The sequence below is a fragment of the Candidatus Vallotiella hemipterorum genome, assembly GCF_910593725.1.
In the GTDB taxonomy this organism is placed as follows: Bacteria; Pseudomonadota; Gammaproteobacteria; order Burkholderiales; family Burkholderiaceae; genus Mycetohabitans; species Mycetohabitans hemipterorum.
The window spans coordinates 532,720-558,698 of sequence record NZ_OU343031.1 but is presented as its reverse complement, the minus strand read 5'-3'; the positions used below and the strand labels follow the sequence as shown (position 1 = coordinate 558,698).

Annotated in this window: 16 protein-coding genes; 10 read left to right on the top strand and 6 right to left on the bottom strand. The window is 44.8% G+C overall.

Annotated elements, in window-relative coordinates; translation table 11 throughout:
• Positions 1-198: 198 nt before the first annotated feature.
• Together murB and plsY are read right to left on the bottom strand one after the other, a co-directional pair.
• Entirely contained in the window at positions 199-1,212 is a 1,014-nt protein-coding gene (murB, locus tag KW136_RS01870) for a UDP-N-acetylmuramate dehydrogenase (protein ID WP_216796753.1), read from the bottom strand.
• Positions 1,213-1,702: 490 nt separating this feature from the next.
• Entirely contained in the window at positions 1,703-2,341 is a 639-nt protein-coding gene (plsY, locus tag KW136_RS01865; protein ID WP_216796751.1) for a glycerol-3-phosphate 1-O-acyltransferase PlsY, read from the bottom strand.
• Positions 2,342-4,511: 2,170 nt separating this feature from the next.
• On the opposite strand from plsY, the gene tsaE reads away from it, so the two are divergent.
• Together tsaE and miaA are read left to right on the top strand one after the other, a co-directional pair.
• Positions 4,512-5,018: a tRNA (adenosine(37)-N6)-threonylcarbamoyltransferase complex ATPase subunit type 1 TsaE gene (tsaE, locus tag KW136_RS01860; protein WP_246583202.1), complete on the top strand. Its 507-nt coding sequence runs from the start codon at positions 4,512-4,514 to the stop codon at positions 5,016-5,018.
• 825 nt (positions 5,019-5,843) lie between these two features.
• The gene (gene miaA, locus KW136_RS01855; protein ID WP_216796749.1) at positions 5,844-6,833 is read left to right on the top strand and encodes a tRNA (adenosine(37)-N6)-dimethylallyltransferase MiaA; all 990 of its coding nucleotides are present in this window, start codon (positions 5,844-5,846) and stop codon (positions 6,831-6,833) included.
• An 85-nt stretch (positions 6,834-6,918) separates the two neighbouring features.
• On the opposite strand, the gene purM is transcribed toward miaA, so the two are convergent.
• Positions 6,919-7,983, bottom strand: coding sequence for a phosphoribosylformylglycinamidine cyclo-ligase (gene purM, locus KW136_RS01850; RefSeq protein WP_216796747.1), 1,065 nt, complete (start codon positions 7,981-7,983; stop codon positions 6,919-6,921).
• Positions 7,984-8,615: 632 nt separating this feature from the next.
• Between purM and KW136_RS04155 the strand changes: the two genes are divergently transcribed.
• The 5 genes from KW136_RS04155 (at position 8,616) to panB (ending at position 12,751) form a co-directional block, all read left to right on the top strand.
• Positions 8,616-8,810: an HdaA/DnaA family protein gene (locus tag KW136_RS04155; RefSeq protein WP_246583195.1), complete on the top strand. Its 195-nt coding sequence runs from the start codon at positions 8,616-8,618 to the stop codon at positions 8,808-8,810.
• 9 nt (positions 8,811-8,819) lie between these two features.
• The gene (locus KW136_RS01840) at positions 8,820-9,512 is read left to right on the top strand and encodes a histidinol-phosphatase (protein ID WP_216796746.1); all 693 of its coding nucleotides are present in this window, start codon (positions 8,820-8,822) and stop codon (positions 9,510-9,512) included.
• A 2-nt stretch (positions 9,513-9,514) separates the two neighbouring features.
• The gene (pcnB, locus tag KW136_RS01835) at positions 9,515-11,143 is read left to right on the top strand and encodes a polynucleotide adenylyltransferase PcnB (protein WP_420885627.1); all 1,629 of its coding nucleotides are present in this window, start codon (positions 9,515-9,517) and stop codon (positions 11,141-11,143) included.
• A 90-nt stretch (positions 11,144-11,233) separates the two neighbouring features.
• Complete coding sequence (folK, locus tag KW136_RS01830; protein ID WP_216796745.1) at positions 11,234-11,716, top strand: 2-amino-4-hydroxy-6-hydroxymethyldihydropteridine diphosphokinase; 483 nt, start codon at positions 11,234-11,236, stop codon at positions 11,714-11,716.
• 216 nt (positions 11,717-11,932) lie between these two features.
• Positions 11,933-12,751 carry a 3-methyl-2-oxobutanoate hydroxymethyltransferase gene (panB, locus tag KW136_RS01825; RefSeq protein WP_216796744.1) on the top strand — a complete coding sequence of 273 codons (819 nt, stop codon included), beginning with the start codon at positions 11,933-11,935 and terminating at the stop codon, positions 12,749-12,751.
• 497 nt (positions 12,752-13,248) lie between these two features.
• Here the strand turns inward: panB and dnaJ are convergent, their stop codons facing one another.
• From dnaJ to grpE, 3 genes are all read right to left on the bottom strand, one after another.
• Positions 13,249-14,376: a molecular chaperone DnaJ gene (gene dnaJ / locus KW136_RS01820; RefSeq protein WP_216796743.1), complete on the bottom strand. Its 1,128-nt coding sequence runs from the start codon at positions 14,374-14,376 to the stop codon at positions 13,249-13,251.
• Between the two features lie 149 nt (positions 14,377-14,525).
• On the bottom strand, positions 14,526-16,427 hold the full coding sequence (gene dnaK, locus KW136_RS01815; protein ID WP_281421779.1) for a molecular chaperone DnaK: 1,902 nt from the start codon (positions 16,425-16,427) through the stop codon (positions 14,526-14,528).
• An 85-nt stretch (positions 16,428-16,512) separates the two neighbouring features.
• Positions 16,513-17,130 (bottom strand): nucleotide exchange factor GrpE, encoded by a 618-nt coding sequence (gene grpE / locus KW136_RS01810; RefSeq protein WP_420885626.1) that lies wholly within the window; start codon positions 17,128-17,130, stop codon positions 16,513-16,515.
• An 820-nt stretch (positions 17,131-17,950) separates the two neighbouring features.
• Here grpE and KW136_RS01805 point away from each other — a divergent pair.
• From KW136_RS01805 to KW136_RS01795, 3 genes are all read left to right on the top strand, one after another.
• The gene (locus KW136_RS01805) at positions 17,951-18,847 is read left to right on the top strand and encodes an NAD kinase (RefSeq protein ID WP_216796738.1); all 897 of its coding nucleotides are present in this window, start codon (positions 17,951-17,953) and stop codon (positions 18,845-18,847) included.
• An 80-nt stretch (positions 18,848-18,927) separates the two neighbouring features.
• Positions 18,928-20,580 carry a DNA repair protein RecN gene (gene recN, locus KW136_RS01800; protein ID WP_216796736.1) on the top strand — a complete coding sequence of 551 codons (1,653 nt, stop codon included), beginning with the start codon at positions 18,928-18,930 and terminating at the stop codon, positions 20,578-20,580.
• 1,006 nt (positions 20,581-21,586) lie between these two features.
• The gene (locus KW136_RS01795) at positions 21,587-25,882 is read left to right on the top strand and encodes a YhdP family phospholipid transporter (RefSeq protein WP_216796734.1); all 4,296 of its coding nucleotides are present in this window, start codon (positions 21,587-21,589) and stop codon (positions 25,880-25,882) included.
• The last annotated feature ends 97 nt before the right edge of the window (positions 25,883-25,979 follow it).

The following is a 25,979-nucleotide window of genomic DNA, read 5'->3' as shown; positions in this document are numbered from 1 at the left end:
CGCATCACAACAGAACAATAAACTATTCCACTGTACTGTTGTGCGGTGCGCCAATAGATTCAGATGAGTCATGCATGCCCCGCACATGCTACGGCACTGACCTGACCTAGATCTAGGTTTATGTTAGACTATATAAATATAAAAAACTTATGTTTGTAATTGCAGGACGGATAGAATTATTGCTGAGGATGTGAATATTTAAATAATACGCGGCTCTATATCTAGCTTCAAGCCGAAGCGCCGGCTGACATCAGAACGGATTGCCCGTGCCAACGTTAATATCTGTTCCCCGGTTGCACCGCCACGATTAACTAGTACAAGAGACTGACTCTTATGTACGGCTGCTTTGCCAATGGAGCGCCCCTTCCACCCACAGCGATCAATCATCCAACCAGCCGCTAGCTTAACTCGCCCATCACGTTGGTTATAATATACGATATCCGGCTCTTTTTCCCGAAGTACTAAAAACTGCTCAGTATCGACAATCGGATTCTTAAAAAAGCTTCCTACGCTGCCTAAAATTGCAGGGTCAGGTAGTTTTTCACGACGGATCTCGGTAATCACGTCAAAAATTTGACGCGCGGTTGGCTTGCTAATATTATTTACAGCAAGACGACTTGCAACATCCGCATATAAATTACGTGCGCACCACCGCTTCGGTAAGCGGAATACGACGGACAGAATAATTAGCTGGTCGCGAACGGCATGTTGAAATATGCTATCACGATAGCCGAATGCGCACTCCTGAGAATCAAGCTCTACAATACGGCCATTAATCATATCTAATGCACGCAAGCGTTCGAAGCGCTCAGCAAGTTCAAGGCCATATGCGCCAATATTTTGCACTGGTGCAGCGCCAACGGTACCGGGGATCATCGCGAGATTTTCCAATCCAGGCATGCCTTGTTGTAGTGTCCAATCAACGAAGTCATGCCATCGCTCTCCGGCAGCGACCTCAATAATGTAGGCATCATCTATCTGTGCGATGACACGCCTACCACGCAAGTTAATCACGAGAGCTAAGCCATCAAAGTCTCGTGTAAATACAATGTTACTGCCTAAACCAAGTACTATGCGCGGCATATTAACCATACGCTGATCAGCGCGTAATGCAGTAAGATCGGCCTCCGAGCAGATTGGGCCACCTATGCGCGCGCGCACATCGAATCCAAATGTATTAGAACTTCGCAGTGAATAATTCGTCTGCAGCATATTAAACTTTACATTAGTATTTGTTAATCTGAGATATCTAATCCGGGATATCTCAAGGCGCTTATAATTCACCGAAACTATCATACACAGAGTTAGCCTTGGTAAAACAGACATAGCGCCTACTTTTATTAAAGTGCAAAAATTAATAATCTTATAAAACTAATTTTAGTGCTATATAACGATTACCCTAGTACATGCCTAGTCTAGGAATTACAACACTAGCATATCTGTAGTTTTTTGCCAAAAATATAAATTTAGTACTATCTCTGTTTAATACAGTATTTACATTAACGCGGTTTATTTCAAGAATTTACTTAAGTAGTGAAATAATCAAAGAGACAATAATATTAAGGTACAGTGAACATATAAGATACGCGCAGCGTGCGTATCAATTAGAAATTTGAGAATTTTAATTTGGAAATGCGATATTAAAAAGTGCGTGAGCAACGCGCTTGACTTCAGTTATTTCTAAGATTGTATAGCGAGTTACTTAATAAGCCGAACCATTGCTGCTGCAGTTTAGCGCTCTTTCCTTATCGCCGATCCGTCTTTCCCGTTTAGCTAGTAGATTACTAATGTTTTTTCTGTGTCGCCATACTAGTAATATGCCCATTAAAATAATAGCCACAGCAATTGGATTACAGCCAAATAGGGATAGATAGCAAAACGGCACGAACAGCGCCGTAATAAGCGCAGCCAATGATGAGTATCGAAATAAAAAAGCAATGATCAACCACATGGCAGCAGTTGCTATGCCGAGTACCGGTTCAATCGCAAGCAGCACGCCAGCTGCAGTTGCCACACCCTTACCACCCTTAAAGCAGAAAAATACAGGATATATATGGCCCAAGAATACGGAGATCGATACCAACGCTACCGCGCATGCGTCAAGTTGGTATGCGGGACCGATATTCTTTACAAGCCACACAGTAATCCAGCCCTTAAAGATATCTCCAAATAGAGTTAAAATAGCCGCCACCTTGTTACCGCTCCGAATTATATTAGTTGCACCAGGGTTTTTTGAGCCATAAGTTCGGGGATCGGACAGCCCCATTACGGCACTGACTACCACTGCAAACGATATCGAACCAATTAGGTAAGTAATAACAATAATAAGTAACTTGGCCATAAGAAAGACGTAACACTCGCTTAGAGTACAATGTTCTACCTAAAGCTGCTTATCAAACCTTAGGTCTGCATAGAACTCGCTGTGCTAATATGTAATATATACACCATTAAAGATATGGTGCTGCTCATTATAAATCCTAAGATATTCGCCTATACCCTCTAGGGTCTATTAGTGTAACAAGGACTAAACTAGTAGTGGCACCCTTCCATAAGATGGGGGAATCGGTACACACCCGGTGCCTGTTATACAGATAAATATCTATTAGTGCGATAAGAATCGCACGGTTTGTATGTAATACAATATCCGCTCTCAAAAAGCTGAATAGCGGCAAGAACCGAGCATTAGTAATGCGGCGCGTATGCCGGTATTAATGTCATTAAGAATGACAGCTTGACACTATATTTGCAGTGCTATTGCTGAATACTTCAGCCTACTAATCGAGGTATATTGCACATTGCAATAATTAGTGCAATAACCCCATAAATAATGTATGGACTAATAAATATCGGTATTGTAGGCTGACGCAGCATTCTGTAAAAAATGAAACTTATTAATTAGAATCACGACCCTGCGCGTAGCATTTTATGCTATACACCCTATTATTTTATATATCGGCCTATTAAAGCCGGTGCTTGGTTATGCGCTTAGCACATTGCACATATTTGTTTAAGTACTTTTGTACGACGCAGGTGTAGATTAAGTATCGCTGTGTTTAAATAGTATGCGCACTGTACATAAATTTTTATTATTAATATTCTAGAGGTGCCGGCCGATCTACCCTACTTTCATATGCTGTTTATAAGAGTATATTGGCTCTGAGAGTATTCAGAAGGGGCGTACTCGACGTATCTTACGAAAGTAGCACTATTTAGTCTTAGGCCTTATTGTACATACCACACTTTTTTAACCTAACTTTAACTATCTTAGTATAGACTGAAAATAGAGCGGCTGCAGGACTGAACATATGTGTGGTGTTAGATTAACCGAGATATACTGCTTGCGCAGTACTCATACAGAGTAGTATCTAAATATTGACAGGAGCCGGTTTCTAAAACTTGTTTTACTAGCGCAGAGAACCCTAGCGTGTACTCACGAAGAGCAGACTCTCGCACCGTATCCAGTAGGCATTTATTCATCACTAAGGCCAGCTAAAATTTAGTAACTAGTTATAGGAACGCCGCATCTAGCGTATTACTAAATAATTCATACTAGAGCTATTGGGAAAAACGCGTCACTCTCTTATGCTCTTCTTGTATTACGACGATATGAGCTAATTGTCTATTGAATATGCTATTCATGTTTATAACCTACTTTCTACAAAAGAAAATGCTATAGGTAGCGAGCAGACAATACCGAATTCCACAAACCCGCTAACCTGCATGATATGCAAAGCCGCTAAAGCTGCTAAAGCTGCTAGGTGGGTTCCGCAAACCTTACCCACTCTCATCGAAGAATTCGATTGGTTTCATGCTATTACAAGCTCTTGCGCATATTTAAAGCTATATAACTTGCGCGCTGGGATGCGCTAGCTTACAGTTTCTCTATCCGTGTATGTAAGCACTCAAATAATGCACTAGCCTCGCTATCCCAAGCAATGCGCTGCTATTATCACCATCAGAATTTAACTTCTTGCATAAGTACACCCCCTAATGTTATTAATAAGACCCGCCATCCTATATGGGTAAATCTATTCTAATATTTTTAGATAATTACTTATAGGTACTACTAGCTAAACCAGCTTTATAGTAAATTGCTACAATGCATATAAATTGAGGGTGGCGAAGCGTCTAAAATCAGATAAGAAGCATCTATCAGATAAGAAGCATCCTCACTCACAATACGTGGTTAGAGTATTGCTTGGGTAGTTGCAGTCTTTGTACCCTAATAGGGTTATAGACATACATTCAGCTAGCGGAAAAGTGTAAGCTGTGTATATATTATTTATTTTTCTATAAAAGATAAATTAATTCTTTAGAGAGTGCTACAAGCCAGCCTAAGACAGGAACTGATATCACAACCACATTATGCTTAATTAAAGATCGTGTCTTATATGGGTACAAAATGCGTTTGTAACGATGATGGATCAGTCTTGGTACGAGGCAATGGTATCTCTGAATCTTTGGCCGTTATTGAGCCATCTCTATTATATGTAGTGAAAAATATACAGGCTTTGCCTTATCCATTGAGGGAGCGCATACTCATTCTAGAAGATGAGTATGCGGCTAATGACTTCGGTCTAACGATTGCCATGGCGCTCCTAGAAGCGATGCATGCTGCGCCAGCATGTGGTATACAAGTGCACTTAGTTGGTGACCTGGGTGCTGGTAAGACAACCCTGGTACGTGCTATGCTGCGTGCGCTAGGATATACACAGCACGTGCGCAGTCCAACCTATACGCTGGTTGAGTCCTATACAATCGGGAATATTAAAAGCGTCCCACTATTAATTTATCACTTCGACCTGTATCGTTTTGAGGATGCATCAGAATGGGAAGACGCTGGTTTCCGCGAGTATTTCGAAGCTCAAGCGCTATGCCTAGTCGAGTGGCCAGAGCGCGCTGGTAGTATTCTGGGTATACCAGACTTGCATATTGTTTTGGAAATTCAAGGTAAAGGCCGCAAGCTAACTGCACGAGCTTATAGCAAAATTGGAAAAGCGTGTCTTTCCCAATGCTGACTAAACTAGTCTGCTTAATTTCATCCACTGACATCTCATTCCGATATCTCTCTAAATCTTGAATATAGGAGGTAAATTAATGGAGCAATAATTACCTGTGGACTGGCTGTAATATTAAGCATTTATATATAGTATAATGTATGCTAATCGATCTAAAAACAGCCAGCTTATGCTAAGCACTACTAGCTATTTAGACGAGAAGTAAAGATCAAAACCTTTGGCGCATAGTGCGACTACATAAATAATGTAATACCGAATAGTATCGGGGCACTGCTTCACCACACATTTATCGCTTTAGAATTGGTCTAAGCTAGCGATAACGTAGCTTTTATACCTCATACCCAGAATAAATTGGCAAAAAATAGCTATCTAATAATTTTTATAAAATATATAAATATTATTAGATAGCTACGGGCAAGCGAAATATGAGTAATAAATAGCCGAGCACAATCATATCAACACGGCCTACAGCAATTTTTAAAAACATTTAAATCATATACTTGTAAGTATATGATTTTATGTTAGATATATCAACTTACTGCTGTCTTAGTGACATACTGGCGCTCAGTGCCAACTAATCTGCAGATATATAGCATAGCTGCTCCTAAGTACTAAACACACACCAGCATAAGCTTCTCAGTACGCTAGTATATCACTATGTAGTTCGCGCCAATTAGTACTTAGGTATTGATGAGATTAGTTAGATGCTATAACTAATAGAAGCTACCGAGTGTACCCGTTAATGTAATTATAATCGTTTGGTGCGCCTTTATCTCATACTTAACGAGTTAAACCGATTGTTTATAAGAGGCTAATAGTTACACTATGTTATCCGCTCATGTTATCGCATGCCTGCTTGGGCCAACTTCTTCTGGTAAAAGTGCTGCTGCGCTTGCGCTAGCACGCTATGCACCGGTCGAGATTATCAGTGTCGATTCAGCACTTGTCTACCGTCAAATGAATATTGGGACTGCTAAGCCTAGTGCGTCTGAGCTTAGTGTAGTATCTCACCATCTGATCAATATCATTGACCCGTTCGATAACTATTCTTCAGTACAATTTCGCACTGACGCACTGCGTCTATGCTCACAAATTATCGAGCGCGGCAAACTACCATTACTGGTAGGTGGAACAATGTTGTACTATAAGACACTGGTAACAGGCCTAAACGACTTGCCGCGAGCTAACGCATCTATCAGATCTGTACTGAACCAGTATGCCGCATGCGTAGGCTGGCCTACTCTGCACGCAAAATTGGCGCAGATTGATCCTGTATCGGCGATACGAATCGCGCCTAATGATTCGCAGCGGATCCAACGTGCCCTAGAGGTGTGGTGGTTAACCGGTCAGCCAATGTCTTTGCTATTGCAGCGATCTTCTAACCTGCCCGTTAATCCAAGTGACTTACACCCAACGGATATAAGTGCCAGTGTGCCGCTGTTACCTCGATTTTCAGCTGTTTCTCTGGAACCAGCTGACCGCTCCATACTCCACGCGCGTATCGCACGTCGTTTTGACACTATGTTAGATAGTGGGTTAATCAACGAAGTTCAACAATTACGCGAACGCGGCGATCTACATTCTAAATTGCCATCAATGCGCTGTGTTGGATACCGACAAGTATGGGCGTACCTGGATGGCGAGTATACTTATAAAGTAATGCGTGACAAAAGCATATTCGCAACACAACAGCTCTGCAAGCGCCAATTAACATGGCTGCGCTCGATGCCTGAGCGCATTGTCATTGATTGTGATAAAACTGATGCTGGCTCACGTGCTGCTGATGCTGTATGTCGAATATGGGCCATAAAGTAGACACTGCTATTTTTAGGGCTATAGATAGCCATCGAAAGCGAGCAACTTTCTTCTGCAAAAGCGTCGTCGATTCTATTGCCTATAGTCATACCACGATTATTTTCGCCCCCCCAGTATTATGCTTGCATACTGTGCCGAGTATCCATACTTGTTCGCCACTTTCCGAGAGCGAGTTGACCGCTATCTGTGCGTGCTTTGCGGCAACAATGACTACCATCCCAATTCCGCAATTAAAGACGTGATGCATTTCTTCGTCAGTTATACCGCCAAGCTGCTGTAGCCACGCAAATAGTCTCGGCAACGGCCATGCGCAGCGCTCTAGCTTCGCACATAGCCCTTCAGGAAGAACGCGCGGCATATTTCTGATAAGCCCCCCACCTGTAATATGGGCGATACCCTTTATTGGGAGTTGCTCCATTAACCTGCTAATAGCTTTTGCGTAGATGCGTGTAGGTGCCATCAGCGCATCGGCCAGCGATCGCTCCCCATCGAAATCGGCGCGCAAGTCCGGTTCTGCACACTTAATAATTTTTCGAACTAGCGCATATCCATTTGAATGGATGCCGCTCGAGGCTAGGCCCAGCACAATATCTCCGGCGGTAATTGTTCTACCGTCGATAATCTTGCTTTTTTCGACCACCCCGACCGCAAATCCAGCAAGGTCGTATTCACCCTCTGGATACATCCCAGGCATCTCGGCTGTTTCGCCACCGATAAGTGAGCATCCAGCTAATTCGCATCCGACTGCAATACCCCTCAGCACACTCGATGCTATCTTGATATCGAGTCTACCGCAGGCAAAATAATCAAGGAAAAAAAGTGGTTCAGCCCCTTGCGCTAGAATATCGTTAACGCTCATCGCTACTAAATCTTGACCGACCGTATCATGCTGATTTAAATGAAACGCTAGTTTCAGTTTTGTGCCTACACCGTCAGTACTAGAAACCAACACCGGCTCACAGTATTTATTTGGCACTTCGAAGAGTGCGCCGAATCCACCAATTCCTGACAGCACGCCATCTCGCACTGTTTTTTTTGTAAAGGGCTTAATACGCTCAATAAGCTCTTCTCCTGTGTCGATGTCGACGCCCGCATCACGGTAAGTTAGGTCTAACGGCTGAATACTAACAGTGGATTTCAGTTGATTCATGGCGAAAGCGCGAGAATCTCGCGTGAAAGTCCGTAAAACGGAATTTTACCCGATGTGTGTTGCCACCTGCACGAACTCATTAAACCGCATTCTAGAACCCTTGCCACCCTTGCCGACCTTGTCTGCTTCTTAGCGTCAACTGATACTCGATCTAGGCACACCGCCGGCGAAGACATTCAAAAACTTCTTCGCCGGTAACCATGGCGAATTAGTTGCCCGTATCGCTAGCTGGATATAGCTCTTTCAGCTAAACCCAGCACAGAGACCATATATTCTATGTATGGGGTGGCATAGGTAGCACGGGAGAATCCATTTACTTCAAGCGCTGGTTGCTAGCGCATCTAATAACCGCGCTCGCTTTATCGAACCACTTAGTCTGATCTCCGTATTCGGATATGATTAACATTTGAGATCTATGCGGTCGACGATGTTGATCAACTCGCTGGTGCGTAACAGATAGTTTTGTAACCCCCCGTTTACGCAGTGTGCACTAGACCAGGCATTGCTCTAGTAGCCACTGGAAACGCCGCCGCCCCCTTCACCTAGCGATGCGCGAGGACATACGCACTCGCCTGGGTTAGAGTCTATTATTTTATCTTTTAACGTACTAGTTTGACGATAATAATGCAACTGTGCTTAAGTATGCTGCTTGTGAACGTGGTTTGATGTTCACCGATGATGTGTCAAGATGGCTGCTTACACACTACCGCCGTAATATGCCTAGTCTAATGCGTATGCTAGAAAAACTCGACCGTTTTGCCTTAGAGCATCAGCGCGCAATTACACCGTTACTCCCACGCGCGATGCCAGCCGACAGCTTCCAGTAAAATATCTCTATGAATAAAATAAAACGCAGCCTTGCCCTATTTGACCTAGACCATACGTTAATCCCTATCGATAGCGACTATGAGTGGGGGCGCTTTATGGTCAGGCTTGGAATTGTAAACGCTGATAGTTTCTCACTCGAGAATGACCGTTTCCACTCTGATTACCAGGCAGGGAGGCTAGATATCCAGATGTACTTGCGCACTATGCTTGCCCCACTGGCTAGATACTCTCGGCAGCAGCTAAATAGCTGGCATAATCTGTTTATGCGTGAGGTTATTAATCCTCAGATCAAGCCTACTGCACGCGCATTGGTGGCGAAGCACCAAAAAGAAGATAACCTATGTTGTATAGTGACGGCTACGAACTCTTTCATCACTACACCAATCGCAGAATCATTTGGCATTAAAACGTTGATCGCGTGTGAAGCTGAAACGACGGACGGGAATCCTAGTAGCCCATACACAGGAAACCCGATAGGTGTTCCAAGCTACCGAGAGGGCAAGATTACTCGAGTACGGGCGTGGCTAGATTCAATCGAATGTAGCTTGGAATGCTTTGCAAGCACTTACTTCTATAGCGATTCGCATAACGACATCCCACTGCTTGAAAAGGTTACAGACCCGGTAGCGACTAATCCGGATGAGAAGCTACGCGAGTATGCGCTCGCTCGTGGTTGGAGTATCCTTAAACTCTTCCAATAGAAGTGATTACGAAATTTATCAGAAAGTTGTTCAGCTTACGATGCGGCGATAACGATAAAGATCGCGCAAATGCTAACCCGAACATCGCTATAGCAGACCATTGTTACGGTATGGGACAGGACGAGCAATGCAACGTACCGTCTGAGGCGCTGGCAGTGCAGGATGCTGGGCTGCCGCCTAGCAAGCCATCGAATGGGATGTTGTACCCCACCCGGGCTATTAGCAAATATACCAGCAGACATACGCTCGCTAGCTATGAAGCCAAAATACCGGTGATCGTTTCAGCCGATATCCATCATATTGATCTATCGTTGATCTCGCATAACGCAATCCGTGTGACTCATATGCTCCAGAAATCTGGTTTTCAAGCATTCATCGTTGGCGGCGCGGTACGCGATCTTCTGCTTAATATTGTACCAAAAGATTTTGATGTCGCTACAGATGCAACGCCTAATGAGATCGTTAAAATATTCCGACGCGCTCGGTTAATCGGCCGGCGTTTTCAGATTGTTCATGTTCAGTTCGGGGCTGAGATTATCGAGGTATCAACGTTCCGTGCGCCAATAGAGATAACGCCAGTCGGTGCTAAAGAAAGCTCAGATAGCAAGCCTAATGCGCTGTCGCACAAGATGCGATGTAGTATAAACCGGCGTATGCATGCGGTAGACTCAAGCGGGCGCGTTTTGCGCGATAATGTCTGGGGTAAACAGCATCAGGATGCAACACGTCGCGACTTCACTATCAATGCAATGTACTACGATCCAGTGATGCAAATTGTACTGGATTACCATTGCGGGATGGACGACATTCGTGGACGAGTACTCCGAATGATTGGAGAGCCGGCTACCCGCTTTCGCGAGGATCCTGTCAGGATGCTGCGTACTGTACGTTTCGCAGCTAAACTGGATTTTATAATTGAACCATCAACGCAGGCGCCTCTTGCTGAATTAGTGTATTTAATTAATAACATACCGGCTGCGCGACTGTTTGACGAGATTCTTAAACTTCTGCTTTCTGGATATGCACATAACTGCTTAAAGCAGTTACGTGCGCTAGGCTTGCATCACAGAGTGTTTCCTCTTTTAGAGGTAACACTTGAGCAGCCAGATGGAGAGCAGTTTATTATGCTTGCTCTAACTAATACCGATGAACGCGTACGATCCGGTAAACAGGTCTCACCAGGTTTTTTATTTGCGTCGTTGCTATGGCATGCAATGCAACTACGCTGGAAGCAATACGAGGCTAGCGGTGAACCTTCGATTCCGGCTCTATATCAAGCTTTAGATGAGGTGCTAGACCAGCAAACTGCAATGCTTGCGATACGGAGACGATATACCACCGACATGCGTGAAATATTGGAGCTCCAGCCACGGCTGGAGAAGCGCTCCGGTCGCAGTGCGTTAAAACTTATAGAGCATCATAGTTTTAGGGCGGGTTATGATTTTCTCTTGTTACGCTGCGAAGCGGGCGAGCTAGACGAATCTATCTGTCAATGGTGGAAAGATTTTATCGCTGGCGATCCGAATTTTCGAGAGGTGATGCTGAAACAGAGGGAAAAAGAACGCCAGAACCGCCGGCGGCGCGGCAGCGGCTCACGTAACCGTAAAAATTCTAGCGCAAATATCTTATAGACCTTGTCTTGAGCTGAAAGCAAATCTCATATTCATAGAGGCACTTCGAAGCTTATGAAAACGTCCGGTAGTATATAACAGGAAGCCGCTATGACTGTTGCTTATCTTAGCTTGGGCGCTAACCTTGGTAACGCGCGCCAGACCTTGAAGGATGCTGTAATGTACCTTACACAGCAGGAACCTATCATGACGCTTGTAGAATCAAGCCTATATCGCACCGCCCCGGTTAATGCCGATGGTAACGATTTTTATAATTGTGTAGTGAAGATTAACACTACACTTGCTATACGGCAGCTACTGACTCTGTGTCATAGCACGGAAAATTATTTTGGTCGCAAACGCTTGTACCAAAACGCACCTCGAACACTGGACATCGATATTCTGTTATACGGCACTATACAGATTGACTGGCTCGATCTGAAAGTACCTCACCCTCGATTAATCGAGCGGGCATTCGCTTTAGTGCCGTTACTTGAATTGGAGGCAGAGATTGAAATTCCTAATCTAGCCCGGGCAGATTATTACTTGCCTAATGTTTCCTCGCAGCGTATCGCAAAGATTACCCCCTACTAGTATTTATTCTAATGTTCGATGATATGATCTTAAACTATAAGCATGATTGGCTTTAACTAGTCGTGACTAACTAGGCGATTTCTGAGTTACCTTTATATATTTTTTATCCTTATCGATACTATTAGATGCTTATAGCAGTCTAGCATGCTATTCATCTCAGACTATCCAGGGCAGAAACTTTCTTTATTAATAAGACCCTCTAAGGATTATTTAGATATGAGCTATCCGATGAATTCCGGTCGTTGTACTGTTACTGTTCCGCTCCTGCAGAAGATGCGTGATTCTGGAGAGCTAATCGCAATGCTGACGTGCTACGACGCAAGCTTTGCAGCATTACTCGAGCGCGCAGGCGTAGATATACTCCTAATTGGTGACTCGCTTGGTAACGTACTACAAGGCCAGGCTACGACCTTACCTGTTAAGCTCGAGGATATTGCATATCACACTGCTATTGTTTCACGCGGTAGTTGCGGAAATGCACTAATTATTTCGGATTTACCGTTCGGTAGTTATGGTACATTCGTAGAGGCATATTCAAGCGCCGTTAGACTTATAAAAGCGGGTGCGCAAATGGTTAAACTTGAGGGTGGTTTATGGGTTGTTGATACCATTCGTTTTCTAGTCGAACGGTCGATACCAGTGTGTGCGCACCTAGGACTTACACCGCAATCAGTACATACGTTTGGCGGCTTTAAAGTCCAAGGTAAAAACGATCTAGCGGCAGAACAACTAAAGAAGGATGCTGAGTCGATTGAACGGGCTGGAGCACAGCTGCTTATTCTCGAAGCAATCCCAGCAGCGTTAGGAGCTCAGATTACTGCATTACTAACAATTCCAACTATTGGTATCGGCGCCGGAAGCGAATGTTCAGGCCAGGTGCTGGTATTGTACGATATGCTAGGCTTAACTGCTGGAAAACTACCTAGGTTCGTCAAGAACTTTATGATTAGTCAGCCCTCGATCGAGGAAGCCGTCTATTCTTATGTTCGCGCTGTAAAAGAAGGTACTTTCCCTGCTAAAGAGCACACATTTTAAATCGATATCGTACAGCTAGAAATCAATTTTCCTAATTTAGCTTTGGTTAATAAAAACGGGCTGTTATATAGCAAGCCGTCGATATTTATATTATAGGTAAAGAGCATCTAACACAGATGTAACTCGTTAAGAAAGCACAACGCACGCGGATATAAAATTAATTACATTAGTTGTAATTACACTGACATATGTAGCCCGATCACTAAATAACACTAGGATAGAAAATGTTTAGCAGTCTGAGATATCAGCATGTAAGCTTTTATATGCTGCAAGTGCTGGGATGTACAACACTGTGCACAGAGCTTTTATTTTATGAAGAATGATAATGAAAACTATGTCAAGTCGGCTTTATATAGTGCGTCTGTGTCAACTTTAGCGGTCCCTAAAGTTGACACAGACGCACTATACTTGGGATATTGTCACAGACCTAACAAGCTAATAAAGCTATTATAATGTAAATCGTTCTCAGATTCGCTTATGCATTAACTGATATTATATTATTCAAAGAAACTTTTTACACGATCAAACCAACTCTTACTCTGCGGGCTATGTCGCGCCCCCCCTTCAACCAAGGACTTCTCAAATTGACGCAGCAGGTCGCGCTGTGTGTCGGTTAACTTAACTGGAGTCTCCACCTGTACATGCACATATAAATCACCAGGTAGGCTCGATCGCAAACCTTTAATTCCTTTCCCCCTCAAACAAAATGTTTTACTTGATTGCGTGCCCTCTGGTACGGTAAAACATGCTTTTCCAGACAGCGTTGGCACCTCAATCTCCCCACCCAGTACCGCGGTGGTGAAGGCAATGGGCATCTGGCAATGTAAGTCATTACCATCACGCTCAAAGACGGTATGCGGTTTAATATGAATTTCTACGTAGAGATCACCGTTTGGACCATTATTAATACCCGGCTCACCGTTACCAGAAGAGCGGATTCGCATCCCATCATCAATGCCCGCAGGAATCTTGACCTCTAGTGTTTTAGTTTCTTTAATCTTACCGTCGCCATGACAATAAGTACAAGGATCTGGAATATGCGTTCCAATACCATGACACTTTGAACATGTTTGCTGGATACTAAAGAAACCCTGTGATACACGCACCTGGCCCTGCCCATGACAAGTTGGACATGCTTCTGGCTTAGTTCCCGGTTTCGCGCCAGCACCATAACATACCTGGCAGGACGTCCAATTCGGCACTCGAATTTGTGTCGAATAGCCATGCGCAGCCTGTTCTAGAGAGATCTCCATACTGTAGCGCAGATCCGCACCATGGTATGACTGTGTACCAGCACGGCGACTGCCACCTCCAGCCTGCCCAAAAATATCTCCGAAGATGTCACCGAATGCATCAGAAAAGCCGCCGAATCCTTGTGCACTAGCCACACCCATATTTGGGTCAACTCCTGATCTGCCATACTGATCGTATGCGGCGCGCTTTTGCGTATCAGATAGGATTTCGTAAGCCTCTTTTACCTCTTTGAAACGCTCTTCCGCACCCTTATTTCCAGGATTTCGGTCTGGGTGATACTTCATTGCTAGCTTTCGATACGCTTTCTTAATGTCGTTATCAGAAGCATTCTTAGCGACACTCAGCACGTCGTAGTAGTCCTGTTTGGCCATATCGAATCAATGCTAAAATGGGTTTAGCGAGCGCCATAAGCCCGCTAAACGCCTTGTCTTTTTTCACCGTGCCAACGCACGATGGCATACTAAATAGCTGGTATGCTACCCAGTACGCAATGCGCACTGGGTAGCCCTTACTGTTTTGCTTAATTTTTCTTTACTTCCTTAAAGTCGGCATCGACAACGTCATTCGCTGGCTTGCTTGTCTGGTCCTGTATATCGGCGTACATTTTTTCACTGAGTTTCTGTGAGGCTTTAGAGAGTACTTCAATTTTTGCCTCGACCTCTTTCTTGTCTGAAGCATTTTTAAGTGTTTCTTCTAATTCCTTTAGCGCAGTCTCGATTGCAGCTCTCTCATTCTCATCAATTTTATTACCGTAGTCAGATAAGGCTTTTTTCGTGCTATGCACTAGCGCGTCACCTTGATTATGTGCGTCAGCCAGCTCTCGTAGGCGATGATCCTCTTCGGCATTGACTTCAGCATCCTTTACCATTTTCTCAATCTCAGACTCAGATAAGCCGGAATTTGCCTTGATAGTAATTTTGTTTTCTTTGCCAGTACCTTTGTCACGTGCATGTACATGCAAGATACCATTTGCATCAATATCAAATGTCACTTCAATCTGCGGAATTCCCCGGGGTGCGGGCGGGATACCCTCTAAATTAAATTCGCCTAACATTTTATTGCCAGCCGCCATCTCGCGCTCACCCTGGAAAACTTTGACCGTTACCGCGGATTGATTGTCGTCGGCTGTTGAGTACACTTGTGTATGCTTGGTTGGGATCGTGGTGTTTTTATTAATCATTTTTGTCATCACGCCACCAAGGGTCTCGATACCTAGCGACAATGGCGTTACATCTAGTAGTAGCACATCAGTACGATCGCCAGAAAGAACTTGACCCTGAATCGCAGCGCCTACTGCGACCGCCTCGTCTGGATTCACATCGCGCCGCGGCTCTTTACCAAAGAACTCCTTAACTTTATCCTGTACCTTCGGCATCCGGGTCATACCACCTACTAAGATCACATCATTAATATCAGCGACTTTTACGCCTGCATCTTTAATTGCAGTACGACACGGCTCAATTGTGCGCTTAATTAACTCCTCGACTAAGGCCTCTAATTTTGCTCGGTTGATCTTTAGGTTTAAGTGCTTTGGTCCAGATGCATCCGCTGTAATATATGGAAGATTAATTTCGGTTTGTGCTGAGCTTGATAGCTCGATTTTAGCCTTTTCAGATGCTTCCTTTAGCCGTTGAAGCGCGAGCACGTCTTTAGAGAGATCAACGCCTTGCTCCTTTTTAAATTCACTAATAATATAGTCGATAATTCTCTGATCAAAATCTTCTCCACCTAGGAATGTATCACCGTTGGTTGATAATACCTCAAATTGCATCTCTCCATCCACATCTGCGATCTCTATGATCGATACATCAAACGTACCACCACCAAGATCATAGACCGCAATTTTTCGGTCTCCTTTTTCGGTTTTATCTAGCCCAAACGCTAGCGCTGCGGCAGTGGGCTCGTTAATAATTCGCTTTACCTCCAGACCAGCTATACGACCCGCATCTTTTGTTGCTTGCCGTTGACTATCGTTGAAGTATGCCGGCACAGTGATCACTGCCTCTGTTACTGGCTCACCGAGGTAATCCTCGGCTGTTTTCTTCATCTTACGTAAGACTTCAGCAGAAATCTGCGGTGGCGCGAGCTTTTTGTCGTGTACCTGTACCCAAGCATCACCATTATTTGCCTTAATAATTGGATAAGGCATCAGACCAATATCTTTTTGTACTTCTTTCTCTTGAAAACGACGACCAATCAACCGCTTAACGGCGAACAGCGTATTCTTCGGGTTGGTCACAGATTGGCGCTTAGCTGGAGCACCGACAAGAATCTCACCATCACTCATATATGCGATAACTGAAGGTGTTGTGCGAGTGCCCTCTGCGTTTTCAATAACTCGCACTTGATTTCCTTCCATAAGTGCCACGCAAGAATTCGTGGTACCAAGGTCGATCCCAATAATCTTACCCATTTTACTAATCTCCTGGCTTTGATCTAGCAGACCAGCGCAGAACGCTAGTCATTTATTCACACGTGATCACAACATAGGTACAACAGCGCTAATTTCAATGCCCTGCCGTAGACTCTGGCGCAGCCACGGTGACTAGCGCTGGACGCAGTACGCGGTCAGCGATTACGTAGCCTTTTTGTAATACACTGACGATTGTATTAGGTGCCTGCTCAGTTTGTACTATTGAGATTGCTTGATGTCGATGTGGATCGAATTTTTCGCCGATAGGATTAATCTGGATAACTCGGCCCTTCTCTAAAGCACTTGTTAATTGACGTAAAGTCAGTTTTACTCCCTCTCGCACCTTCATCAAGTCTCCTGCGATGTCCGAGAGCGCGGCCTCGAGACTATCGACAACTGGTACAAGATGTTCAGCGAAACTTTCAATGGCAAACTTATGCGCCTTAGCAAGGTCATCTTGGGTACGTCGCCGTACGTTCTCTGTCTCCGCGCGTGCTCGAAGCAAACTTTCATGCAGTTCAGCAATCTTGGTATGCGCTTGCTCGAGAGCCTGGGCATTGGTAACGCCTAGATGTGCCGCTACATCGTCTTCATCATGCTCTCCGGATGGCCGCAGATGTATGTCAGTTGACGACGGTGCTCCATCGCTAGAGAGTTCGGCATCCGATATAGGAAAATTCTGGCTGACTTGCTTTTCTTCCATAGTAGACATGGTCAATTTCAGTCAATAGTTTAATTCGACTATTCCAGCTCTTAGCTGACCTAACGGTTATTAGGAGCGGGATATATACAGTTTTACTTAGCTGACTTGGGGGTCGACGTAAGACTTTTCAATAGCCCACCCCAAAAGTCACATCGTCATACGATATAGTGGCAGACGGGATACAACACAGTAAGTCACTATATGACTCCCAGTCATACGCTACATATCTGCGCTGTTTACATGCAGCGCTTTTTCTTTTGCACAATATTGCCGGCAAATATGTCTTTTGCTGACTTTTTCAATTATTAAGACGCGCTAGCTCTTGCTAAGCGCTTTAGGAATTTAGTGCAAGAGTCTTAAATAATTTTTCTCTATAGTATCTCTATTAGTTTACTGGCCGGCTTATGATTAATAAATAGATTACAAGCTAGATACTGCTTGGCTGATGCAACAGGACTAAAAGCACCTACAGTGCACTAGACCAGATGATATGGCGGCGTAATAGAAGAATCAGTAAGCTCAGGATAATCTATCAAGTGTCTCATGTAAGTGATTTTTATCTAGGAGTAGCACATTATCGCAGTTGTTTCTAGTTGCACTACTAAGCTTAGGGATCTAATCTAGATTATCTGCATTATTCTACTGAGAAGCCCTCGACTTCTTCATGGCATCTGTGGTGTTGTTATTGAGCAATAAATTTACATAATGCATGTTGCTATAACTAAATAGTTTAGTCATTTACTATGTAAAATAGTCGCAGCAGGCTCGCTATTAAGGCCCAAATTACTCGGGCATATAGTTTTTCAGAAACCTGTGATGTAATGCGAGCATGAAAATTAGTCCATTTAAAATCGTTGCACTGATTGGCCGCAACAACTCTCTCAGCGTCGGTAAGCTTCTTATCGCGCTCGCTGGGCGCCTGACGCACTGTGGGTTTCAGATCGTCTTCGAATCTAAGACAGCATGCGAAAACGGACTGCACTCCTATCCAGCTCTTTCTCTAGCCGAGATCGGCACTCATGCCGACGTCGCTATTGTACTTGGTGGCGATGGCACAATGCTGGGTATCGGCCGGCAACTCGCTCCATACCGTACCCCTCTAATCGGTGTCAACCACGGCCGGCTTGGCTTTATCACAGATATCGCAATCGATGATATCAACCAGTTGCCGCAAATGCTATTGGGAAGTTATGAGCGTGAGGAGCGCTCATTAGTAGAGGCTCGAATCATGCGAAACGGAGCTCCGATTTACCATGCACAGGCGTTCAACGACGTTGTTGTCAACCGGAGTGGCTTCTCTGGAATGACAGAGTTACGCGTGTCGGTCGATGACCATTTTATGTCGGACCAGCGATCGGACGGGTTGATCGTTGCCACGCCCACCGGTTCAACTGCGTATGCGCTTTCTTCTAACGGTCCATTACTGCATCCCCAATTGCAAGGGATTGTGCTAGTGCCGATCGCACCACACGCATTGTCGAACAGGCCGATCGTGCTGCCTGACACGTGTCGGATCACGATCCAGATTATTGGTGGGCGAGATGTGAACGTTAACTTTGACATGCAGTCATTCACCGCGTTGAAACTTAAAGATACTATCGAGGTCCGACGCTCTAGGTATACAGTGCCGTTTCTACATCCGCTTGGATATAGTTATTACCGGACTTTACGTAAAAAACTGCATTGGAACGAGCACTCATCTCTAGGTGAGGGAAAATCTGGCTAAACTAGCGCAGATATTGCTCGGCGCTTAATATTTTACAAATCCGGCTAATTAGCCTTGCACAACGACCGCTTTCTTCGCCTATGTTGCGTCATCTATCAATCCGGGACTTTGTTATCGTCGCCTCGCTCGACATCAAGTTCGATCGCGGCTTTACAGTTTTTTCTGGTGAAACCGGCGCCGGCAAATCGATCTTGATCGATGCGTTAGCGCTAGCATTGGGCGGTCGAACCGATGCATCGGTAGTCCGAATTGGACGGAGGCGCGCAGAGATCACTGTTGAGCTTGATGCACATGAAGCAGCTGCGCAGTGGCTTACTCAACATAAGTTTGATAATAGTAATGAGCATGTGATGCTACGCCGCGTAATTGATACTCATGGTCGTTCACGTGGATTTATTAACGGTACGGTAGCTTCGCTTAGTGAATTACGAGATATCGGCAGAATGCTCGTGGATATTTATGGTCAACACGCATATCAGTTTCTTATGCGTAGTGATGCACAGCGCGAACTATTTGATTCCTATTCGGGGTTAAAAACTCTGGCTGCGGACGTTGCCCGGGCGTGGCACGGTCTGCGCGACGCGGCAGCGGCTACAAAGATTGCAGAGATACAAGAGGGTGAGATGCAACTTGAGCGCGAACGGCTAGTGTGGCAGCTTTCAGAGCTTGAGAAGCTTGCGCCGAAGCCTGGAGAATGGACTCAAATCAGTGTTGAGCACGACCAGCTAGCGCATACAGAAAACTTAATTAATGGTGTGCGGTCAGCACTAGACGCCCTATCTGAATCAGATAATGCCATGATTACACAGCTTGGTGAAATTATCGCCAAATTGCGTGGCCTGGCCGAAATAGACAGTACACTTAACGACACATTAGAGACCCTAGAGCCTGCTAAAATTCAACTACAAGAAGCAGTTTATTCACTAACCCACTACGCACAACGGCTAGATCCCGACCCCACTCGACTTATGCGGATTGAGGCTCGGCTTGATGCGCTATATTCGACTGCACGCAAATTCCGGACACAACCAGATGCACTAACAGATGAGTTAGTAGCATGGCGTACACAGTTGCAGTCGCTAGATGTAGTGCCTAATATTAATACCTTGCGAGCTGCGCAAGTGTGCGCAGAGCAAACCTATATAATTCTTGCAGAGCGACTATCTAAAGCTCGAGTTAAGGCAGCTAAGACACTAAGCATTGCAATGACAACCTGGATGCAAGACCTATCGATGGCTGGTGGTCGGTTCGAGGTTGTATTAGGATTATTATCCGAAGGCAACCAGCACGGGCTTGAGCGGGTCGAGTTCCGAGTAGCTAGCCATGCCGGAACGCTATTAAAGCCATTAGCAAAGGTAGCTTCCGGTGGCGAGTTAGCGCGTATTAGCCTCGCGTTGTCAGTTATTGATAGTACTTTGAGCCCGACGTCAACACTCATTTTCGATGAGGTCGATAGCGGAATCGGCGGCGCGGTGGCTGAGGTTGTTGGACGCTTGTTACACCAGCTAGGCCAAATCCGGCAAGTATTGTGTGTTACCCACTTACCACAGATTGCCGCCTGCAGCGAGCATCACTTCAGCGTATCTAAGTTTACTGATGCTGAGGGTACAGCGCACACGGAGGTGACTGCGCTGGATTATGCTATCCGCGTCGAAGAGATCGCGCGTATGCTCGGAGGTATCGAGATTACTGATACTACACGAAAGCACGCAAAAGAAATGCTAGCTTCCTAAGGTGTCTGCACATGCCGAACACGCTCCTATAACTCGTGGCTATCTCGTATTTTCTCGACAGGCTTCTCTACCCAAATTTAAAAAATATTTGTACGATGACTTATAGAGCTATTCGTCATAGTTAGCGACTACAGATATATTAAAAACTCAGATCAATAATAGTAATTGCAGGTAGTCGCCTGATCGGGGGGGAGGTTGTACAATTTCTCGCTGTGCGAACATATTGAAAATACTAACTTAGTACCCCGAGATTTCAGGGTTGATCGAGGACCTGATCCGAAAAAACTTAAGATCTCGGTCCTATAAAAGCACAACGACGATCCTTAAGCATGTTTCTAGCTAGATTTGTACCTTACCTAGATCGCCCGAGAGCACTCTCAAAAAATGCTACCAGTGCAGGTAAACTGTTTGCCCTGTATGATTAGGTGACGCTATTAATCACACGCCGCCTTTAGTTCATATCTTAGATATGCTATACGTTATACATTAATAGACTGCATAGTGTATGTACATATCTTCGCATGTGCATAAAGTGTTCCTTCAATATACTTATGCAGTATAAGAGTAGATCCAAATTACTCTTTAGATACGGCCGCCTCTCTACATAGGGCATATATACGTCCACGATAAAAATATACGCTTAAGAATAAATATACAATGACCTCTAATTTAAGTGAAAAGTCTACTTTGAAAGTAGCGTCTAGAAACTACCTTACCTTGCTGCCTATTTCTAGTCAAACGATGGTTATATACGATCGTTACGACGCATTTAGCACGTATGCTATATAACACCCAAACTGTTGGCATAGTTTATACAGCATGGGATGAGGGACAACAACTTAGCTACGCCTATTGTATTCTGCGTTACTGCTGGTACTGCTATAAGACAAATAAGGCGCACTTGATTATCACCGTTCGAAAAAGCTCGATGTGTACTAATTCGCATGCTATACATTAACATTTTGCTTTTCTTTGCCCTCTCCACTATACATTTCACGCCCCTTGCATGCTAGACCGCCAGGAAAGACGCAATTCTAAAGATGCGCGCAATACAACAGCGAGGGGTAGATGGCTACATTGGCCAAGCAGCTGGATTCTACAACGTATATTCAGATTCTGTGCGATCCTAGCTATCACACTATACCTAGGAGTGGCAGCTGCGTATTTTAGTTTGCGCTACATTATTTTTCCTAAGCTAGATTCAATGCGTCCGTATATCGAGCAGTGCATCTCAGATACGCTTCATGCCAAAGTCCACATAGGCGGGCTAACTGGTCGTTGGAGCGGACTACAGCCTACAATAGAAATTAACCAGCTAATAATTATGGGTCCAGACGGACAGCATATGCTATCTGTTCCCATGGCTATTGCAGCGCTATCATGGCGTTCATTACAGCATCTAGCGCCAGTACTATCAAGTCTAATAGTAGAACAACCTGAGATCTTTGTAGAACAATATGTTGATGGCACTTATACGATTGCCGGTGTACGGGTTGATCCCCGTGAGCATAGTAATAGCGCATTCCTATGCTGGCTGATGGTGCAGCGCGTCATATTATTGCGTGGTGGAATCCTGCACTGGACTAATGTGTCATGCGGCTTGCCGACACTGACATTTCGTGGTATCCGCGTAGCCATTAATAACCACGGCCTCAGTCACAAGTTCAGCATTCAAGCGAAACCAGATGGACATTTTCTCCATAGGCCGATTGTATTGTGCGCTCGGTTTGATCATTCGCCACTGAAACTGCTCACGGAGCCGGCGGGTTGGAGCGGAACGATATTTGCTTCGAGTAGCAACATTGTCTTACCCGGACTAACCCGCTATATAGATACGCGCATAGATGTGCAGAGCGGTATTCTGGATGCGGTCGCGTGGTTTAACTTCTCAGCTGGAAAATGGAGTAATGCGCGAGGTATATTGTCTGGATCTGGGTTACGGATTCGCACAGACCCGAAGCTACCGCAACTAGACGTGCCTAGTATTCAGCTAGATTGGTCACTGCGTCATAATGACATACACAATATCGATTACACGCTAAATTTGGGCAATATACAGCTTGAGCTCGGCGGGCAGGCCCCACTTGATGACGGCACACCGATTACTCAAGTGCTAAGAATTAGCAAATTTAACGGCCAGTTCCGCCATAAAACACTAAGCCGAGGACAATTAATCGGTATTAGTGGAGATACGCTTGATGTCGGGCTACTTGCGCAGATTATGCAAGCTTTACCACTACCGGCTCATATACTTAATGCATTAGAGCGACTCAATCCTCGCGGCACACTAGCAAACTACGCGATACAAATTGAGCGCCGTGCTACGCATAGCAGAGAAGCCTCTAGAATAGCTATGACTGGGAGGGGCATCGACCCAATTATACGTTATCGTATCAATGCCGAATTTAAGGGAGTCAGCCTAAGCGCGCGGGAGATGTTGCCTGGTGCAGAAAATATATGGGGTAAAATTAGCGCTGATCAGAATGGCGGTTATGCCATAATCGATACCACTAATGCCGCAGTTATAATCCCGGAAGCATTTGATAATCCACGATTTACGTTTAAACGATTTATAGCCGAGGCGACATGGATCACGCATCCACTAACCTCAAATTTGTTCTACCCGGCCGTTACAGTCAATATCTCTCGATTTATGGTCGATAACCAGGATCTATGCGCCAGAGCGAGTGGAATATATTCCAATCCGGGGCACGGATATGGAAGGCTCGACATAGAAGCAATATTCGACCGTCTATCGCTTTCTCATCTTGCTCGGTATCTACCAAATGGCGTCGGAAAATATAATCGAGCCTACTTAAACCATGCGCTGATAGCTGGAACCGCGCGCAATGCGACAATCTCTATCCACGGCGAACTATCGAAGTTTCCTTATATACGTGATCCACAGGCCGGTATATTAAAGATAGTTGCGCCGTTTCAAAATGGTAGTTTTAATCCAATGTCGAGTTTGCCGAAGAGGGTAGGTAAGTGCACGCCAGAAATATGGCCCGTATTCGATGGCATCGACGGTCTATTCTGGATGAGTCAGCATGCATTGCACTTTAATATCCAACGTGCACACCACCAACGTGTCATTCTCACTAAGTTGACGGGTCATATTGATGATTTATCTACATTGCACTCGGATCTTGCGATCTATGGCACAGCTACTGGCCCGCTAGCCGACATGATTAATTATGTTAATCGTAGCTCACCATCAGCACCATCTCACCACCTAACCAAAATCTTGAAGGCTAAGGGCAACGTAACGCTTGCCCTTCGGCTGGCGATTCCACGCTATCAGAACAGCGCACATATCCGCGTGAACGGCTCACTGAAGCTAATGCATAATACGGTATCGTTTGTTTCTGGCAAGAAGATCGGGGCAATTCCCGCCATTACGCAGATCCATGGCAAGGTAGATTTTACCGAGCATACAATAACGATTGGACGCATTACTGGCCAGTTTCTTGGCGGAAATATTTATGCAAACGGATGGATCCATCCAGATAAATCGGGCTGCTTTAATATATCGGGCAACTTGTGTACTAATGCGATCCGATCTGCAGTTCCGCCCGGCCCACTAGCTACGCTACTCACTCGCGTATCTGGATGTGCTCCTTACTCGGTAGCCGTACACACGCGTAATAACAAACTGCCTAATATCTTAGCTACTGCAGATCTAAGCGCGCTCAAGCTGCAATTACCAGCGCCATTCACGAAGCAGGCTGGCTTACCCATGCCGTTTTCATTACGCCTTCGGCCCTCGGCTAAGAATAGCAACCAAACCTTGATAGATACTAGTAGACTAGATGCACAACTCGGTCCGATCAACCTTATTTATCTAATAAGGCGAGGAAATAACAATAAGCCAACAATTATGCATGGTGCAATCGCCGTGAACCAAAAAGCAGTCTTATCTAATAAAAGCGTAACGACTATAGCGGCAGATTTATCAGCCTTCGATGCAGATGCGTGGCGCGCGCTGCTCACTAGCAGATTGTCCCACACTAGCACTATACCAACTGAACTAGTTACTTCTACGCCATTGCATCCTACCACAGCTCACACTAGCCCAGTGCTTTGTAAGCTAGACATAGATGCTGAGTCTAATTTACTAGATAACGTGGGGGCACTTATTCCTACCTGCGCCACCTTGCACTTCAATACATTAACATTGTTAAACCGTTGTTGGGAAAATATCATAATTAATGCAACGAAGACATCAGAAGTATGGGAGGCTAATATTGTATCGGATGCAGTATCCGGCTATATTGCATGGCACGTACAGAAACCGCGTAGTGCATACGAGCAATTTTACGCGCGGCTAAAGAAACTAGTAATTCCAGAGAGTTTTAAAGCAACACCAAGGAGCTCAGAACTCGCAAGGCTGGCGCAGGATCTCCCATTAATAGACTTAGTCGTTAACGATTTTACTGTATGTAAACATAATCTTGGAAAGCTCAATATTCATACACGTAACATCGATGAAAACGGCATGCGAGTCTGGCGGTTAGATAAGTTAGATGTGATAAATTCGGCAGCTAAGTTATCGGTCACTGTAACCTCTCAAATAATACGCCACACTAGAAACCAAAACTGCAGGAATACTAGTAGAGACAATAACTTACGGAGCACCATACTTAATTTCGAGCTTGATATCATAGACGGGGGCACTTTACTTGATTATCTCGGTATGCCATACATACTTAAGGGAGGCAATGGTTCTCTGCTAGGTAGAGTGCACTGGCAAGGCATACCGACGCATATTGATTATGCAACGCTGAGCGGAAACCTATTGCTCAAACTGGCTAATGGACAGATCTTAAAGATTGAACCTGGCGCAGTGAAGCTGCTCAGCGTACTTAGTCTGCAATCGCTTGCACGTCTAGCGACGTTAGATTTAGGAGCGTTGTTTGGAAAAGGACTACCATTCTATAATGTATCCGCTAATAGCGTGATTAGAAACGGTATCGCTAGGATAGATGACTTTTCATTGAATAGCACATTTGCTAAGATCACCCTACAAGGCAATGTGAATTTTAAACGTAAACAGCAGAACTTTATGGTAAAAGTATCGCCATCGTTAAGCGTAGACACGGTAGCACTAGCCACAGCCGCAATCAACCCGCTACTTGGATTGGGAACATTTATTTCTGGTGGTGTTCTATCTAATATTATTACACAGTCGTTCGAACGATATTATATAGTAACCGGATCGTGGTCCTATCCTCAGGTTGAGCTGTTGACGAGCGATCGCGCTAAGACAGAAAGATTCTCATCTCATGCGTCATGGCAATAAACAACTCTCTTTTCTGAGAAAGTAATGCTGGGCAAAAACCTACATCTCTTCTAACAATAAATCACTCGCGCTTTAAAGCGCGCTATCGAAACATTAA

Excerpts from the sequence above, each read along its gene's own strand:
- murB (WP_216796753.1), bottom strand. The coding sequence starts at position 1,212 with ATGCTGCAGACGAATTATTCACTGCGAAGTTCTAATACATTTGGATTC.
- plsY (WP_216796751.1), bottom strand. The coding sequence starts at position 2,341 with ATGGCCAAGTTACTTATTATTGTTATTACTTACCTAATTGGTTCGATA.
- miaA (WP_216796749.1), top strand. The coding sequence starts at position 5,844 with ATGTTATCCGCTCATGTTATCGCATGCCTGCTTGGGCCAACTTCTTCT.
- purM (WP_216796747.1), bottom strand. The coding sequence starts at position 7,983 with ATGAATCAACTGAAATCCACTGTTAGTATTCAGCCGTTAGACCTAACT.
- KW136_RS01840 (WP_216796746.1), top strand. The coding sequence starts at position 8,820 with ATGAATAAAATAAAACGCAGCCTTGCCCTATTTGACCTAGACCATACG.
- folK (WP_216796745.1), top strand. The coding sequence starts at position 11,234 with ATGACTGTTGCTTATCTTAGCTTGGGCGCTAACCTTGGTAACGCGCGC.
- panB (WP_216796744.1), top strand. The coding sequence starts at position 11,933 with ATGAGCTATCCGATGAATTCCGGTCGTTGTACTGTTACTGTTCCGCTC.
- dnaJ (WP_216796743.1), bottom strand. The coding sequence starts at position 14,376 with ATGGCCAAACAGGACTACTACGACGTGCTGAGTGTCGCTAAGAATGCT.
- grpE (WP_420885626.1), bottom strand. The coding sequence starts at position 17,130 with ATGTCTACTATGGAAGAAAAGCAAGTCAGCCAGAATTTTCCTATATCG.
- KW136_RS01805 (WP_216796738.1), top strand. The coding sequence starts at position 17,951 with ATGAAAATTAGTCCATTTAAAATCGTTGCACTGATTGGCCGCAACAAC.
- recN (WP_216796736.1), top strand. The coding sequence starts at position 18,928 with ATGTTGCGTCATCTATCAATCCGGGACTTTGTTATCGTCGCCTCGCTC.
- KW136_RS01795 (WP_216796734.1), top strand. The coding sequence starts at position 21,587 with ATGCTAGACCGCCAGGAAAGACGCAATTCTAAAGATGCGCGCAATACA.